The following is a 15642-nucleotide window of genomic DNA, read 5'->3' on the forward strand; positions in this document are numbered from 1 at the left end:
CTCAGATCAGTCCGTGGCCGCGCAGGAAATCCTCCGCCACCTTGTCCACCGGCTGCTGGCCGATGTCCACCTTGTAGTTCATCTCGGTCATGCTCTGGTTGTCGAGCTTGGCCGCGAGCGCGTTGAGCAGGCCCGCCAGCTCCGGATGCTGGTCGAGCACGGGCTTGCGCACCACCGGCGCCGCGTTGTACGGCGGGAAGAAGTGCTGGTCGTCCTCGAGCAGCACCAGGTCGAAGCCCTTGACGCGGCCGTCGGTGGCGTACACCAGCCCCAGTTCCACCTGGTTGTTCTTCAGCGCGGTATAGACCAGGCCCGGATCGAGCTGGATCACGTCGCGGCGCGAGAACGGCAGCTGGTACAGCGCCTTGAGCGGCTCCAGCCCGTCCGGGCGCGCGGCGAATTCCATGTCGACGGCGAACGGGTGGCTGGCGTCGGCGCCGGCCTTGCGCATCTGCTCGGCAAAGGCCGACAGCGTGGTCGCGCCGCTGGCGGCGGCGCGCTCCTTCGGCATCGCCAGCGCGTAGGTGTTGTTGATGCCCGAGGGCTCGAGCCACACCAGCCCGCGCGCGCCGTCCATCTGCTTGACGCGCGCATAGCTGGCCTGCGCGTCGAGCTTCTCTTCGACCTTGTTGAACACGATCAGCGCGGTGCCGGTGTAGTCCCACACCACGTCGAGCTGGTCGTTCTCCATGGCCTGGCGCATCAGCGTGCTGCCCAGGCCGGCGGTCAGCTCGGCGTCAAAGCCCTTGGCGCGCAGGTATTTGGTGGTCATCGACGACAGCAGCAGCTGTTCGGTGAAGTTCTTGCCGCCCACGCGGATGGGCGTGCCGGCGGCCCGGGCTTCGGGCGCGGTGGCCAGCGCCAGGCCGGCGGCGAAGGCGGTGACCGCCGCCACCACCAGCACCACGCGGCGTGCGCGGCGGCGGATGTATTGCATCTGTCTTTCCATTTCGGTGTCCCCGGTTCAGCGCGCCAGGCCGCGGCGGCGCAGGTACAGCTGGCCGGCGGCGGCAAACAGCGCATCCAGCGCCAGCGCCAGCAGCGCGGTGGCGGCGGCGCCCAGCAGCAGCAGCGGCTGGTTGTTCAGGTAGATGCCCGGGAAGATCAGCTCGCCCAGGCTGTTGGCGCCGATCAGGAAGGACAGCGGCACCGTGCCCACGTTGATCACCAGCGCGATGCGGATGCCGGCCAGCATCACCGGCAGCGCGTTGGGCAGCTCCACCCGCACCAGGCGCTGGGCCGGGGTCATGCCGATGCCGCGCGCGGCTTCGAGCAGCGTGGGCGAGACATTGCGCAGGCCCTCGTAGGTGTTGCGCACGATCGGCAGCAGCGAGGCCAGCCACAGCGCCAGGATGGCGGGCCGCTCGCCGATGCCGAGCACGGCCAGCGCCAGCGCCAGCACCGCCAGCGACGGCACGGTATTGCCGACGTTGAAGACCTGCATCAGCCGGTCGGCCCAGCGGCGCATGCACGGGCGGCTCAGCGCAATGCCGGCCGGGATGCCGGTGGCCAGCGCCAGCGCCATCGACAGCACCACCAGCCGCAGATGGTCGGCCACGTCGTAGAGCAGGCGCTCCTGGTACTGGCGAATCACATCGACGCCGATCCACGCCACCAGTGCGGCCAGCGCGGCAAGCGTCAGTCCTGCCCAGGCCAGCGCCCGTGCCGATTGCTTTGACATACTCTCCCCTTTTCCAGGCCAAAAAGCGCGCAGCACGCCACTTCCCGGCGACGGAAAACAATATGGGCTGGTGCGTGCGGAGAAGGGGCGTCACCAGGCCCGGTTCAGATTGCATTGCCGCCATGACCGGCACGATTGCCGGCGGACGGTCTGTGGATTCGTCCGCCGTGGGCGGGGAATCTCGATTGACGGGATGCCGTGTTGGCGGCGGTTCCCGAAGCGGCGCAACCGGCGGTGCAAACACATCGCGGGCGGTTGGCCAGTGGCAGCGCAAGTATTGAAGTTTTCCGACGCGCCGCCGGTCCATCGGCCGTTGACTGGCAAGGGCTGGCGGGGCTTTCCCCACCCTGCTTCTCGCATCAACGGATGACAAAGAGAGCGCTATTATAGCGATCTTCATCGATCTTGTCACGTTTGCGCTTTCCGCGTGCGATTTGGCGCCGATCTTCGGCCTTCGCCTCGCGTCTCCCTAAGGCACCGGACACAACACTTGCCGCGCCGGGATCGTTCCGAAATCACCATATGAGATGCAACGACCTGGCTCACCGACAGAACAATGTGTTGCCCCGGCGCCCTCTACTCTTTCCCCGCCAAACCACTAAATTGACGAGGTAGCTGAAACGACGGACTGCCCCGGCGATCGCCGCGCCAGCCCGCCCCACAGGAGCAAGACATGGACACCCGTACCCTCGCCACCATTCCGGCCACCGCCGCGGAAACCGTGCGGCGCTCGCGCACCGTCGACCGCGTAGTGCGCGGCATCGCCACCTCGGACGGCGCCGGCGTCAAGCTGACGCGCGTGCTGACGCAAAACCTGCAGCGCCGGCTGGACCCGTTCCTGATGCTCGATGCCTTCGGCACCGACAGCAAGGACGACTACATCGGCGGCTTCCCCGATCATCCGCACCGCGGCTTCGAGACCATCACCTACATGCTGGCCGGCCGCATGCGCCATCGCGACAGCGCCGGCAACGAAGGCCTGCTGCAGAACGGCGGCGCGCAGTGGATGGTGGCGGGCGCCGGCGTGGTCCACTCGGAAATGCCCGAGCAGGAAGACGGCCGCATGGAAGGCTTCCAGCTGTGGCTGAACCTGCCGGCCGCCGACAAGATGACGGCGCCGTGGTACCGCGACCTGCCGGCCGCCGAGATCCCGACGGTGGCGCTGGAGCATGGCGCCACGGTGCGCGTGCTGGCCGGTGCCAGCCATGGCGTGGCCGGTGCGATCACGCGGCCGGTGACCGAGCCGGTCTACCTGGACGTGGCGCTGCCGGCCGGCCAGGCCTTTGCGCAGGCGCTGCCGGCCGGACACAACGCCTTTATCTACGTGTACCGGGGCGAGGTCTCGGTCGGCGCGGGTGACGAACGCGCGGTGGTCGAAGCGCAGCGCATGGGCGTGCTGGACAACGCCGGCCAGGCTGACGGCGTCATCGTCAGCGCCGAGGCCGACGCGCGCTTCCTGCTGATCGCCGGCCGCCCGCTGAACGAGCCGATCGCGCAGTACGGCCCGTTCGTGATGAACACGCAGGAGCAGATCTACCAGACCCTGGCGGATTTCCGGGATGGACGGTTTGCGACGAGCGCGGCCGGTACGGGGGCGTGACAATACCGTCTGGTGTGCTCCCCTCTCCCGCGTGCGGGAGAGGGGCTTGGGGGTGAGGGCCGGCGCCAGCAATAGCGACGGCATTGACTTCGTGGAAACTCCCGCCCTCACCCCGCCCTCTCCCATAAATGGGAGAGGGAGCCAACAATCTGAGTTTTGACCTCGACGGCAACCCATAGCCGCCGCCTCCGGCAAGGAGGCGGCGGTTTTTTTCGTCCCTCTGCCGGCATGCGACTTGCAACCACCCCGCAACCGTTGCACAGACTGGACACCGGCCCGATTCGGGCCTTCCAGCCCCCGTGCACTTATATAATTCGTCACCAATATCCGGCATCACGCATCCATGATGAATGCTGCAATGCGTCGCGGCGATGCTGCGCCACGCACTGCCGCGCTTTTCATGCATCCCGTTGCTGCCACAACAACAACCCGAGCCGCCTCAGTGACATCACAACTCCCTCCCCGGCTGGCGCTGGCCCATATCAGCAAGCGCTACCCGGGCGTCGTTGCCAACGACGACGTCAGCCTCAGCGTTGCGCCCGGCGAGATCCATGCCGTGCTGGGTGAAAACGGCGCGGGCAAATCCACCCTGATGAAGATCATTTTCGGCGCGGTCCGTCCGGATGCCGGCGAGATGCACTTCAACGGGGCGCCGGTCAGCATCGCCAGCCCGCACGACGCCCGCAACCTGGGCATCGCCATGGTGTTCCAGCATTTCTCGCTGTTCGACACGCTGACCGTGACGGAGAACATCGCGCTGGGCCTGCCGGCCGCGCAGCAGGGCAACATGAAGCAGCTGGCCGAGCGCATCCGCGCCACCGCCGAACGCTACGGCCTGCCGCTGGAGCCGAACCGCCATGTGCACACGCTGTCGGTGGGCGAGCGCCAGCGCGTCGAGATCGTGCGCGCGCTGCTGGCCAGCCCGCAGCTGCTGATCCTGGACGAGCCCACCTCGGTGCTGACGCCGCAGGCGGTGGAAACGCTGTTCGTCACGCTGCGCCAGCTGGCCGCCGAAGGCACCAGCATCCTCTACATCAGCCACAAGCTCGACGAGATCCGTGCGCTGTGCCATCACGCCACCGTGATGCGCATGGGCAAGGTCACCGGCGTCTGCGATCCGCGCCAGGAAACCGCGGCGTCGCTGTCGCGCCTGATGATCGGCGGCGAGCCGCCGCGCGAGGCCCGCGTGGCCGCGCAACGCGGGCCGGTGCGCCTGAGCGTGCAGGGCCTGTCGCTGCCGCGCGCGCATGCGTTCGCGACCGAGCTGAGCCAGGTTTCGCTCGATGTCCACGCGGGCGAGATCGTCGGCATCGCCGGGGTCTCGGGCAACGGGCAGCAGGAACTGCTGGCCGCGCTGTCCGGCGAGGACACGCGCGCCGACGCCACCTCGGTGCAGCTCGATGGCAAGCCGGCGGGCCGCCTCGATGCGCGCCAGCGCCGCCGCGCCGGGCTGGCCTTCGTGCCGGAAGAGCGCCTGGGCCGCGGCGCGGTGCCGGGCATGAGCCTGGCCACCAATATCCTGTTGTCGCACCAGACCCCGCCTTATGTCCGGCAAGGCATGATCTCGCCCGGCGCCGCCAGCGGGCTGGCGTCGGCCGTGATCGGCCGCTTCCGCGTCAAGGCCAGCGGTCCGCAGGCGCTGGCGCGCAGCCTGTCGGGCGGCAACCTGCAGAAATTCATTGTCGGCCGCGAGATCGAAAGCGGCCCGAAGGTACTGATCGTGGCCCAACCCACCTGGGGCGTCGACGTCGGCGCCGCGGCGCAGATCCATAACGAGATCCTGGCGCTGAAGGCCACCGGCTGCGCCATCCTGGTGGTGTCGGAAGAGCTCGACGAGCTGTTCGCGATCTGCGACCGGCTGCACGTGATCGCCAAGGGCCGGCTGTCGCCGTCGGTGGCAACCGAGGCCGCCACGCGCGAGCAGGTCGGGCTCTGGATGAGCGGGCTGTGGCAAGGCGGCCCGGCCCATGCCGGCGCGGAGGTGGCAAGCCATGGCTGATGTGCGTACCCTGCTGCCCCGTTCCCCCCTCACGCTGGCGCCGCGCGGCCTGCCCTCGCGCGCGATGGCCTACGCCTCGCCGCTGCTGGCGCTGGCGCTGACGCTGCTGTTCGGGGCGCTGCTGTTCCTGGCGCTCGGCAAGGATCCGGTGGCGGCGCTCAAGGTGTTCCTGGCCGATCCGCTGCGCGACCAGCGCGCGATCGGCGAGGTGCTGCTCAAGACCGTGCCGCTGGTGCTGTGCGCGCTGGGCCTGTCGGTGTGCTACCGCGCCAACGTGTGGAATATCGGCGCCGACGGCCAGCTGGTTGCCGGCGGCATCTGCGCCGGCGCGGCGGTGCTGTATTTCGATGTGCCGGGACAGACGATGAACGGCATCGTGGTGCTGGTGCTGGCGTCGCTCGCAGGCATCGCCGGCGGCATGGCGTGGGCATCGCTCACCGCGCTGCTCAAGGACCGCTTCAACGCCAACGAGATCCTGGTCTCGCTGATGCTGACCTATATCGCGCAGCAGCTGCTGCTGTGGGTGGTCAACGGGCCGCTGAAGGATCCCAACGGCATGAACTTCCCGCAATCGAAGGTGTTCTCGTCTGAATACCTGCTGCCCAACCTGATGGCGGGCTCGCGGCTGCATGCCGGCTTTGTGGTGATGCTGGTGCTGGTGGCGGTGATGACGGTGTTCGTGTTCCGCAGCTTCGCCGGCTACCGGCTGCAGGTCGGCGGCACCGCGCCGGCGGCGGCGCGCTATGCGGGTTTCTCGGCGCGCAGCGCGCTGTGGAGCGCCTTGCTGATCTCCGGCGCCACCGCCGGCCTGGCGGGCGCGTTCGAAGTGGTCGGGCCGATCGGCCAGCTGCTGCCGTCGATCTCGCCGGGCTATGGCTTCACCGCCATCATCGTCGCCTTTATCGGCCGGCTGCATCCGGTCGGCACCGTGTTCGGCGGCATCATGATGTCGCTGTTCTATATCGGCGGCGAGATGGCGCAGTCGCGCCTGGGCCTGCCGTCGGCCATCGGCTGGGTGTTCCAGGGCATGCTGCTGTTCTTCCTGCTGGCGTGCGACACGCTGATCGACAACCGCCTGCGCTGGCGCGCCACCACGGCCTGAGCGGAGCCCACCAAGAACATGGAACAACTCGCCCCCCTCATCGCCACCGCCATCAACGCCGGCACGCCGCTGCTGCTGGCGGCGCTGGGCCTGCTGATCAACGAACGCTCGGGCGTGCTCAACCTGGGCGCCGAAGGCATGATGCTGGTCGCCGCGGTGGCCGGCTTCATGGTCGGCTACCAGACCCAGTCGCCGCTGCTCGGCTTTGCCGCCGGCGCGCTGGCCGGCATGCTGATGGCCACGCTGTTCTCGTGGCTGGCGCTGGTGCTGGCCACCAACCAGGTCGCCACCGGGCTGGCGCTGTCGATCTTCGGCACCGGCCTGTCGGCCTTCATGGGCCAGCGCTTCGTCGGCTACGCCATGCCGGCGCAGGCCAAGGCCGTGCCGGGGCTGGCCGACCTGCCCTTCGTCGGCCCGGCCTTCTTCCAGCATCACTGGATGGTGTATTTCAGCCTGCTGCTGTGCTTCGCCATCATGTGGTTCCTGTTCCGCACGCGCGCCGGGCTGACGCTGCGCGCGATCGGCGAATCGCCGGAGTCCGCGCACGCGCTGGGCTACCCGGTGCGCACCATCCGCTTCGGCGCGCTGCTGTTCGGCGGCGCCTGCTGCGGGCTGGCGGGCGCCTACCTGTCGCTGGTCTACACCCCGATGTGGGTCGAGAACCTGGTGGCGGGCCGCGGCTGGATCGCGCTGGCGCTGACCACCTTTGCCACCTGGCGCCCGGGCCGCGTGCTGGTCGGCGCGTGGCTGTTCGGCGCCGTGACTATCCTGCAGTTCTACCTGCAAGGGATCGGCGTGTCGGTGCCGTCGCAGTTCCTGTCGATGCTGCCCTACGCCGCCACCATCGTGGTGCTGGCGCTGATCTCGCGCAATCCGGCGTGGATACGCCTGAACATGCCGGCGTCGCTGGGCAAGCCGTTCCGCCCCGGCAACGCCTGAACGTTTTTTTCTGACGGAAATCCCCGAGCCATCAATCATTCGCACAAGGAGAAATCATGATCGTCACGCGCAGGAAGACCCTGGCGGCGCTGGCCGCCACCGCAGTGCTGGCCCTGGCCGGCTGCGGCAAGAAGGAGGCCGACAAGCCCGCCGAACCCGCCGGTGCCGCTTCCGCGCCCGCCGCCGGGCAGGCGGCCGAGCCGCTCAAGGTGGCGTTCGTCTATATCGGCCCGGTCGGCGACGCCGGCTGGACCTTCGCGCATGACAACGGCCGCAAGGCGGTCGAAGAGAAGTTCGGCAACAAGGTCAAGACTACCTTCGTCGAGAACGTGCCCGAATCCGCCGCCGATGCCGAGCGCGTGTTCCGCGACCTGGCCAGCCAGGGCAACAAGCTGATCTTCGGCACCACCTTCGGCTACATGGAATCGATGCTAAAGGTGGCCAAGGAATTCCCGGACGTGAAGTTCGAGCACGCCACCGGCTTCAAGACCGCCGACAACCTGGCCCAGTACGACGTGCGCACCTATGAGGGCGCCTACCTCGCGGGCGTGGTCGCCGGCAAGATGAGCAAGACCGGCAAGATGGGCGTGGTGGCGTCGGTGCCCATCCCCGAGGTGATCCGCAATATCGACTCGTTCACGCTCGGCGCGCGCAGCGTCAACCCGAACGCCACGGTCAAGGTGGTGTGGGTCAACAAGTGGTTCGATCCGGGCAAGGAGCGCGAAGCCGCGACCACGCTGATCGGCCAGGGCGTCGACATGCTGATGCAGAACACCGACTCCGCCGCCGTGGTGCAGACCGCGCAGGAGAAAGGCGTGCACGCCTTCGGCTGGGACAGCGACATGACCAAGTTCGGCGCCAAGGCCCACCTGGCCGCATCGGTGATCTCGTGGGGCGTCTACTACAACAAAGTGGTCGAAGACGTGCTGAACAACCAGTGGAAGAACAGCACCACGTGGTGGGGCCTGAAGGAAGGCATGATCGACCTGAAGAGCTACAACGCCGACGTGCCGGCCGACGTCAAGGCGCTGGTAGACGAACGCAAGAAGGGCATCATCGACGGCACCGCGCCGATCTGGAAGGGCCCGATCAAGGACAACACCGGCAAGGAACAGCTGGCCAAGGACCAGGTCGCCGACGACAAATTCCTGCACGGCGTGAAGTTCTATGTCGAGGGCGTGGAGGGGAAGATTCCGGGCTAAGCCGCGCCATCGCCGCCCGGGCTTGTCCGGGCCATCTGCTCCCTCTCCCCTCATGGGGAGAGGGCCGGGGTGAGGGGTGGTTTAACTAGGAGCCACATCAAGCGAAGCCAACGGTGTTAACCCACGAACCTCAGCCTTTGTCCCTCCTGCCCTCACCCCCGGCCCCTCTCCCGCGCGCGGGAGAGTGGAGCAGACCCGCGGTGTGGAAATGCACCCAAGGCATCTCCCCGCACCCGCGGAACTTGAAGCCCGCCACACCGGCCCAATCTCCTTGCGTATGCGCCGGTGTCAGGCGCGCGCCATGTGAAGGAGGCCTCTCATGTTGAAGCGTTTTTCGGCCCTGTGGACGCTGGTTCGCCGCGACGGGCGGCTGTTCTGGTATGCGCTGCGCCACCCGGATGCCCCGGCATGGCTGAAACCCGCGGCGATCGGGCTGTTGCTGTACGCGATTTCGCCGATCGACCTCGTGCCTGACGTGGTCGCGGGGCTCGGCATCATCGACGACGTGGTGCTGATCCCGCTGGCCGTCCACCTGATCCTCAAGCGCCTGCCGCCGCATATCCTGCGCCAGGCGCAGGCGCGCGCCACCGCCACCACAGTCCGGCCGCACTGACGCCGCCAACAAAAAATCCCCGGGACACTCGGTGCCCCGGGGATTTTTCATGCCTGCGCAAAACCGCCTTCAGTGCGGCAGCAGGATGGTCGAGCCGGTGGTCTTGCGCGCTTCCAGGTCGCGGTGCGCCTGCGCCACTTCCGACAGCGCGTAGCGCTGGCGGATATCGATCTTCACCTTGCCGGTGGTGACGGCGTCGAACAGGTCGGCCACCATCGGCTCGAGCAGTTCGCGGTGCACCACGTAGGTCATCAGCGTGGGGCGAGTGAGCCGCAGCGAGCCCTTGTTGCCCAGCACCGACAGGTCGAACGGCGGCACCGGACCCGAGGCGTTGCCGAAGCTGACCATGGTGCCGCGCGGCGCCAGGCAGTCGAGCGAGCCGCGGAAGGTATCCGCGCCGATCGAGTCATAGACCGCCGGCACGCCCTTGCCGTTGGTGATCTCCCTGACGCGCTCGACGAACGACTCGCGCGTATAGACGATGGTGTGCGCGCAGCCGTTGGCGCGCGCCAGCTCGGCCTTCTCGTCGCTGCCGACGGTGCCGATCACGGTCACGCCCAGCGCCTTCAGCCACTGGCACGCGATCAGCCCGACGCCGCCCGCGGCGGCGTGCAGCAGCACGGTGTCGCCCGGCTGCACCTTGTAGCTGTCGCGAATCAGGTACTGCGCCGTCAGACCCTGCAGCATCATCGCGGCGGCGGTATCGAACGGGATCGCATCGGGCAGCCGCACCACGATGTCGGCCGGCATCACCCGCACCTGCGCATAGGCGCCGGTGGGACGGCCGGCATAGGCCACGCGGTCACCCACGGCAACGTGGCGCACGCCCTCGCCCACCGCCTCGACCACGCCGGCGCCTTCCATGCCGAGTCCGCCCGGCAGCGGCTGCTTGTACAGCCCGGTGCGGAAATAGACGTCGATATAGTTCAGGCCCACCGCCTCGTGGCGCACGCGCACCTCGCCGGGGCCGGGGTCGCCCACCTGTACATCGACCCACTGCATGACTTCGGGACCGCCGGTCTGCTCGATCCGGATGGCTTTGCTCATCTGCGTCGCTCCTTGTTTTGGTGAGGCATCGATCGGGAATGCGGGAAATTTCAGCCGGCCTGCGCCGCGCCGTTCTCGCGCGCAAGCCCCGCCAGCAGCAGCTCGGCGCTGGCGACGTTGGTCGCGCACGGCACGTTGTGCACGTCGCAGGCGCGCACCAGCGCGTTGATATCGGGTTCGTGCGGCTGCGGCGTCATCGGGTCGCGCAGGAACACCACCGCGCTGACGCGGCCTTCGGCCAGCTGCGCGCCGATCTGCAGGTCGCCGCCCCACGGGCCCGACAGCATGCGCGTGACGTCGAGCCCGACTTCATCGATCAGGCGCCCGCCGGTGGTGCCGGTGGCAAGCAGTTCGCACTGCGACAGAAAGGCGCGATGGCGCGCGGCGAAGGCGACGATGTCGTCCTTCTTGTGGTCATGGGCGATCAGCGCGATACGGGGCATAGGGGGCCGGATCATCAGGTCTTCCTGTTGCGGGATAGGGGTAATGTCACGACACGGCGGCTCAGAACGTGCCCGGGAAGGCGCCGCCGTCGAGCAGGATGTTCTGGCCGGTGATGTAGCCGGCATGGCGGCTGCACAGGAAGGCGCAGGTGGCGCCAAACTCCGCCGGTTCGCCGAAGCGGCGCGACGGGTTGGCCGCGGCGCGGCGCTGCGCCACTTCCTCGACGCTCAGGCCGGCCTTCTTGGCGCCACCCTCCATGGTCTTGAACAGGCGGTCGGTGTTGAACGGCCCCGGCAGCAGGTTGTTGATGGTCACGCCATGCTGCGCCACTTCGCGCGCCACGCCTGCGACAAAACCGGTCAGGCCGGAGCGCGCGCCGTTGGACAGGCCCAGCACGTCGATCGGCGCCTTGACCGCGCCGCTGGTGATATTGATGATGCGGCCCCACTTGCGCGCGATCATGCCGTCGACGGTGGCCTTGATCAGCTCGATCGGGGTCAGCATGTTGGCGTCGAGCGCGGCCAGCCAGTCGCTGCGCTCCCAGTCGCGGAAGTTGCCCGGCGGCGGGCCGCCGGCGTTGTTGACCAGGATGTCGAGATCGCCCAGCTTGGCGGCGGCGTCGAGCGCCGCCTTGCGGCCCTCGGGCGTGGTGATGTCGGTCGCCACCGCGATCACGCGGCGGCCATGGCGCGCGCGCAGGTCGGCCGCGGCCTTTTCCAGCGCCTCGGCGCCGCGCGCCACGATCACCACGTCGACGCCCTCGGCCGCCAGCGCATCGGCGCAGGCGAAGCCCAGGCCCTTGCTGGCGCCGCATACCAGCGCATGCTTGCCGCGCAGTCCCAGATCCATGTTGTTTCTCCCTTGTCTGTTGTCTGTGGCCGGCCCGCTCCCGGGCCGGCCCGAATCAGGTTTTCCTTGCCGACAGCAAGTACATGCCGCCCATCACCAGCGCGCTGCCGGCCAGCTGCACGCCGCTGACAGGCTCGCCGAGCAGCCAGAAGGCCAGGAACAGCGTCGACACCGGCCCGATCATGCCGGCCTGCGACGCCATCGGCGCACCGATGCGCGACACCGCGACCATGGTCAGCGACACCGGCAGCACGGTGCAGAACACCGCGTTGACCAGCGACAGCCACAGCACCGGCGCCGGCTGCGCCAGTTCCGCCAGCGGCCGGCCCAGCACCAGGTACTGGATCACGCAGCAGGCGGTCGACACGCACATGGCATACGCCACCAGCCGCAGCGAGCCGATGCGCCGCACCAGCTCGCCGCTCAGGATCAGGTAGATACCATAGGTGATGGCGCTGCCCAGCACCAGCGCGCCGCCCAGCCACACCTGGCTGCCGCTGACATCGAGGTCATGCGCGAACACCAGCACGATGCCGGCATAGGCCAGCAGCAGCGACAGCCACTGGCGCGTGCCGATCGGCCGGCGGAACACCAGCGCGGTGGCCAGCAGCACGAACGATGGCGTCAGGAACAGGATCAGCCGCTCCAGCCCGGCGGTGATGTACTGCAGGCCGATAAAGTCCAGAAAGCTGGACAGGTAGTAGCCGATAAAGCCGAGAAACACCACCCGGCCCCGGTCGGCCCACGACAGCGGCGCCAGCCGGCGCGACTGCCACCAGCCGATCGCCATGAACAGCGGCACCGCGAACAGCATGCGCAGCGTGATCACCATCACGGCATCGACGTTGTAGCGGTACATCAGCTTGGCGACGATCGCCTTGGCCGAGAACAGCACCGCGCCCACGGCGGCGATGACAAGCCCCGAGCGCTGCGGCGACGGCAGCGCGGCGGGCACGGCGAGAGACTTCTGGGAGGCGGCCACGAGGAATACGGGGGAAAGCGGGCCGGCACGGCGGCCCCGCAAAACGACCCGACGATTGTATTCGAAAAGGCGCGAGGGCATCGGACGCCGCCCCGGCCGCGCGCACGCCCTGTTCCGCGGCCTTCCTCGGTATACTCTGGGTCACCTCCAGCCACCGCGCCTGCTTCGTGCCCCAGCCCGCCGACACGCCTTCCGGCAAGCCCGCCGCCGACTACGACTTCACCGAGCAGGTGGGCCACCTGCTGCGGCGCGCCTACCAGCGCCATGTGGCGATCTTCCAGCAGACCATCCCGGATTCGCAGCTGACCGCGGCGCAGTTCGTGGTGCTGTGCGCGGTGCGCGACCGGCAGCCTTGCTCGATGAACGAAGTGGTGCGCGCCACCGCGATCGACCAGGCCACGGTGCGCGGCATCATCGACCGGCTCAAGTCGCGCAAGCTGATCGCGGTCTCGCATGATCCCAACGACCGGCGCAAGGTGGTGGTGACGGTCACGCCCGCCGGGCTGACCCTGATCGACGAGACCGTGCCGTTCGCGAAGCAGATCTCGGAGCAGACCTTCGGCAGTCTCAATCCGGCCGAGCGCGTGGCGGTGACTTACCTGCTGCGCAAGATGAGCGAGATCGATGAAGGGAATGGCGCCTAGCGCCGCATAGCGGGGCTTCGCGATACCAGCGGTTTGCTCCCCTCTCCCGCTTGCGGGAGAGGGGCGGGGGTGAGGGCGGACGTGTGGCAAGCACGAGGCGTTCGAGCTTCGTGGATGCTCCCGCCCTCACCCCAACCCTCTCCCGCAAGCGGGAGAGGGAGTACACAATCAGCCTTTCCCTGACACCATCGCCGCCAGCACCGTCTCCGGCACGAACGGCGGCCGGCGCAGGCGCACCCCCAGCGCATCGAACAGCGCATTGGCGATCGCCGGCGCGCCCGGCAGCGAGGCCGATTCGCCCGCGCCCAGCGGCGGCTCTGACTGGCGCGGCATCAGCACCACGTCGATCGGCGGGATTTCCGGGAAGGTCAAAAGCGGATAGCTGCCCCATTCGCGGCTGGCGACACCGTCGGCATTGAAGCGGACCTGTTCCTTCAGCACGCGGCTGAGCGTCTGCACCACGTTGCCGTGGACCTGGTGGCGCACGCCGTCGGGATTGACGACCATGCCGGTGTCCTGCCCCACCACCACCTTGTCGATGGCGATGCGGCCCGTGGCCGCGTCTACGGACAGGTCCACTACCCAGGCGGCCCAGGCCGCACCGAATCCGGGAAAGCGGCTGTGGATATAGCGCGCGTAGGCCACGCCCCGTCCGCGCAGCCGCCCGTCGGCATCGGGCACGCCGCGCGATCCGGCCGCGCCGCGCTGCCAGCCGGCCGCGTCGGCGACGGCCCGCAGCAATTCCGCGGCGCGTTCGTCAGGCAGGTGCCGCAGGCGGAAATCCACGGGGTCGGCGCCTGCCGCGGCCGCCAGCTCGTCGATCACGCACTCGTGCGCGAACCCATTGGGCAGCGCCGACACGCCGCGCAGCCACGACGCGCGCACGATCGCCGGCGTGTCGTCGCAGCCGATGCGGCGCGCGGCATAGGCGTAGGGCGGCACCGCGGTGCGGTCGCCCATCTCCAGCATGCGCGGGGCATTGGACACGGCACCGGTCAGCACCAGCGCCAGCGTCGGCGCGTCGTTGGACGGATAGCGGCTGGTGAAGTCGTAGCCCAGCAGCGCACCGTCGGCGCCGAGCGTGGCGCTGACATCCATCAGCTGGGCCGCGCCCTTGGGCTCCCACAGGTGTTCCTGTTCGCGCGACAACTGCACGCGCACCGGCCGCCCCACCGCGCGCGACAGCAGCGCCGCGTCGGCGCAGACATCGTCGGCGCAATTGCGCCCGTAGCAGCCGGCGGCCTCCATGCGCACGATCTCGATACGGTCCTCGCCCAGCCCGCACAGCCGGGACAGGTCGATGCGCAGCATGTGCGGGTTCTGCGTGCCCGACCATACCGTCAGGCCCTCTTCGTGCCAGTCGGCCACGGCGCAGGACGGGCCGATCGAGCCGTGCATCTGGTACGGCCACACGTAGCGACGCTGCAATACCGTGCCGGCGCCGGCGGCGGGCAGCTCGCCCTCGCTCAGCAACTCGCGCCGCGTGGCCGGGTTGGCGCGCAGCGCCGGCTCCGGGTCGTCCAGCGCCGGCAACGGCGGCACCGGTTTCCAGCGCACGCGCAGCCGGCGCGCGGCCTGGATCGCATATTCCTCGCGCTCGGCCACCACGCCGACAAAGTCGCCCTGCACCACCACGCCGACCAGGCCGGGCACATCGCGCACCGAGTCCCGGTCGACCTCCAGCAGGCTGTTGCCGACGCAGGCACCGCTGTCGCGTCCGGCATACGGCGGGCGCACCACCCGGCCATGCAGCATGCCGGGCACGCGCACGTCGTGGACAAAGGTCAGCGCCCCGCGTGCCTTGTCGGGGATATCGACGCGCGGCGCCGCGCGGCCGACGATGCGGTAGGCCTCGACCGGCTTGGCCGGCACGTCGTCGGCCAGCGGCAGTTCCACGTGCCCGCCGGCAACCAGCGCGGCATAAGCGATGCTGGCCTGCGCGCCGCGCACGCGGAAGACGCCGTCTTCCGCCTCCAGCACGGCGGCGTCCACGCCCAGCTGTAGCGCCGCGCGCGCCTGCAGCCAGGCCCGCGCCTGCGCCGCGGCGCGGCGCAATGGCAAGGCCGAGATCTGGATCGAGGCGCTGGCGATGGTCGGGCCCTGGTTGGGCGTGGCTTCGGTATGGCCCAGCACCATGCGCACGCGCGCGAGCGGCACATCGAGTTCTTCGGCGACGATCTGCGCCAGTGCCGTGCGGATGCCGGTGCCCAGGTCGACGTGACCGTTGAAGGCCAGCACCTCGCCACTGTCGCGCACGGCGATAAACAGGTCCGGCAGCGCCGGCACATAGTCCGACGCCGCGCCTGGCTGGCCCGGCGCCGGGCGCGCGGCCGCCTGCGGCGCGCGCGTCACCAGCAGCACGCCGGTGGCCTGCAGCAGCGCCAGCCGCAGCGCGCGCGGCGTGGCGGCGTCGGCTTGCGCCGGGGGTTGCAGCTGGGTTGACGTCATCGTTCCACTTGCTCCTTCATCGGCCGCCGCGCAGGTCACCGCACAGGTCACCGCGCATGTCACCGTTATACTGCCAAGCAACAGGCACACGG

Annotated in this window: 14 protein-coding genes; 7 read left to right on the forward strand and 7 right to left on the reverse strand. The window is 69.0% G+C overall.

Annotated elements, in window-relative coordinates:
* Position 1 precedes the first annotated feature (1 nt).
* Positions 2 to 937 carry a glycine betaine ABC transporter substrate-binding protein gene (locus tag LIN44_RS13475; RefSeq protein ID WP_227312497.1) on the reverse strand — a complete coding sequence of 312 codons (936 nt, stop codon included), beginning with the start codon at positions 935 to 937 and terminating at the stop codon, positions 2 to 4.
* A gap of 27 nt (positions 938 to 964) precedes the next feature.
* Positions 965 to 1681 carry an ABC transporter permease gene (locus tag LIN44_RS13480; protein WP_227312498.1) on the reverse strand — a complete coding sequence of 239 codons (717 nt, stop codon included), beginning with the start codon at positions 1679 to 1681 and terminating at the stop codon, positions 965 to 967.
* 673 nt (positions 1682 to 2354) lie between these two features.
* On the opposite strand from LIN44_RS13480, the gene LIN44_RS13485 reads away from it, so the two are divergent.
* From LIN44_RS13485 to LIN44_RS13510, 6 genes are all read left to right on the forward strand, one after another.
* Entirely contained in the window at positions 2355 to 3281 is a 927-nt protein-coding gene (locus LIN44_RS13485; RefSeq protein ID WP_227312499.1) for a pirin family protein, read from the forward strand.
* A 442-nt stretch (positions 3282 to 3723) separates the two neighbouring features.
* A complete protein-coding gene (locus LIN44_RS13490) occupies positions 3724 to 5280 on the forward strand; it encodes an ABC transporter ATP-binding protein (protein ID WP_227312500.1) in 1557 nt (518 codons plus the stop codon).
* Positions 5273 to 6382 (forward strand): ABC transporter permease, encoded by a 1110-nt coding sequence (locus tag LIN44_RS13495; RefSeq protein ID WP_227312501.1) that lies wholly within the window; start codon positions 5273 to 5275, stop codon positions 6380 to 6382. The genes LIN44_RS13490 and LIN44_RS13495 overlap by 8 nt, the downstream gene beginning before the upstream one ends.
* A gap of 18 nt (positions 6383 to 6400) precedes the next feature.
* A complete protein-coding gene (locus tag LIN44_RS13500) occupies positions 6401 to 7321 on the forward strand; it encodes an ABC transporter permease (RefSeq protein WP_227312502.1) in 921 nt (306 codons plus the stop codon).
* A 56-nt stretch (positions 7322 to 7377) separates the two neighbouring features.
* The gene (locus LIN44_RS13505) at positions 7378 to 8523 is read left to right on the forward strand and encodes a BMP family ABC transporter substrate-binding protein (protein WP_227312503.1); all 1146 of its coding nucleotides are present in this window, start codon (positions 7378 to 7380) and stop codon (positions 8521 to 8523) included.
* Positions 8524 to 8842: 319 nt separating this feature from the next.
* Positions 8843 to 9136: a YkvA family protein gene (locus LIN44_RS13510; protein WP_062797448.1), complete on the forward strand. Its 294-nt coding sequence runs from the start codon at positions 8843 to 8845 to the stop codon at positions 9134 to 9136.
* A gap of 69 nt (positions 9137 to 9205) precedes the next feature.
* Here LIN44_RS13510 and LIN44_RS13515 read toward each other — a convergent pair whose 3' ends face one another.
* Genes LIN44_RS13515 through LIN44_RS13530 form a run of 4 tightly spaced genes read right to left on the reverse strand, consistent with a single transcriptional unit; the run spans position 9206 to position 12419 of the window.
* Positions 9206 to 10183 carry a quinone oxidoreductase gene (locus tag LIN44_RS13515; protein ID WP_227312504.1) on the reverse strand — a complete coding sequence of 326 codons (978 nt, stop codon included), beginning with the start codon at positions 10181 to 10183 and terminating at the stop codon, positions 9206 to 9208.
* A gap of 50 nt (positions 10184 to 10233) precedes the next feature.
* Positions 10234 to 10641 carry a methylglyoxal synthase gene (locus LIN44_RS13520; RefSeq protein ID WP_227312505.1) on the reverse strand — a complete coding sequence of 136 codons (408 nt, stop codon included), beginning with the start codon at positions 10639 to 10641 and terminating at the stop codon, positions 10234 to 10236.
* Positions 10642 to 10687: 46 nt separating this feature from the next.
* Entirely contained in the window at positions 10688 to 11476 is a 789-nt protein-coding gene (locus LIN44_RS13525) for an SDR family oxidoreductase (RefSeq protein ID WP_012352178.1), read from the reverse strand.
* Between the two features lie 55 nt (positions 11477 to 11531).
* The gene (locus tag LIN44_RS13530; protein WP_227314401.1) at positions 11532 to 12419 is read right to left on the reverse strand and encodes a DMT family transporter; all 888 of its coding nucleotides are present in this window, start codon (positions 12417 to 12419) and stop codon (positions 11532 to 11534) included.
* A 206-nt stretch (positions 12420 to 12625) separates the two neighbouring features.
* On the opposite strand from LIN44_RS13530, the gene LIN44_RS13535 reads away from it, so the two are divergent.
* Complete coding sequence (locus LIN44_RS13535; protein WP_227312506.1) at positions 12626 to 13102, forward strand: MarR family winged helix-turn-helix transcriptional regulator; 477 nt, start codon at positions 12626 to 12628, stop codon at positions 13100 to 13102.
* Positions 13103 to 13270: 168 nt separating this feature from the next.
* Here LIN44_RS13535 and LIN44_RS13540 read toward each other — a convergent pair whose 3' ends face one another.
* A complete protein-coding gene (locus LIN44_RS13540) occupies positions 13271 to 15550 on the reverse strand; it encodes a molybdopterin cofactor-binding domain-containing protein (RefSeq protein ID WP_227312507.1) in 2280 nt (759 codons plus the stop codon).
* Between the last annotated feature and the right edge of the window lie 92 nt (positions 15551 to 15642).

Source organism: Cupriavidus sp. MP-37 (genome assembly GCF_020618415.1).
In the GTDB taxonomy this organism is placed as follows: domain Bacteria; phylum Pseudomonadota; class Gammaproteobacteria; order Burkholderiales; family Burkholderiaceae; genus Cupriavidus.